At 41.8% G+C, this 735-nt stretch carries 1 protein-coding gene; it reads right to left on the bottom strand.

Annotation, left to right across the window (positions count from 1 at the left end; genetic code table 11):
* Positions 1-47: 47 nt before the first annotated feature.
* The coding region (locus ACRCJ0_RS17365) for a S41 family peptidase (RefSeq protein WP_431391404.1) at positions 48-735 on the bottom strand (688 nt) is incomplete at its 5' end.

Raw genomic sequence — 735 nt, 5'->3', positions numbered from 1 at the left:
ATCATTTGTACCTATAGCACCCTACTATTTTAGCGCTTTTGTCCTTATTATTCCAGAACTTCTACTGCTTTGTCTAGTTGGGTGTCATTACTAGCAATTAATGCTTGGATAGCCGAAATCATGGCACTTGCTGTTTCCGTATCAATCACACCTGTTTCAGCGAGTTCTTGGTCCGCTTGGAAAGCTAGCACAGCACTAGTTGTATCCTCTGCAAAAACAGCATCCACTTGGCTATCTTGGTAGCCTAAAGCCACTAGAATCGCTTCAATATTTTGAATCGCTTCTGAAACATCGCCCTCTTGGTAAGTTTGGCTCGTATCAATTAAGGTTAGAGATGCATAATCCGGTAAGCTAGCTTCAACATCCGGCGTTACCCCTGTTTCATTGATCCAAGTACCATTTGGTGTTAACCATTTGGCAATAGTTATTTTCAGTTCTGAATCAGATTCAAGAGAGAAGACATTTTGCACAGTCCCCTTACCAAATGTTTGGCTACCAACAACTGGTATACCTGCAGATTCTTGTAGGGCTGCAGCTAGGATTTCTGAAGCTGAAGCAGACCCTTCGTCTACTAATAAGACCACATCTTCATCAACTTGGAAGTCACCGTAATCAGCGTCTGATGCTTCATATACATAAGGATCCGCATCTTTTTCTTGGACTTGCATAATGGTATCCCCATCATTTAGAAACATATTGGCGATTTGTAGGGCAGAAGTTAATAAACCACCTGGA

This window comes from Aerococcus sp. L_32, from assembly GCF_050689315.1.
This window is presented reverse-complemented; position numbering and strand designations above follow the sequence as displayed.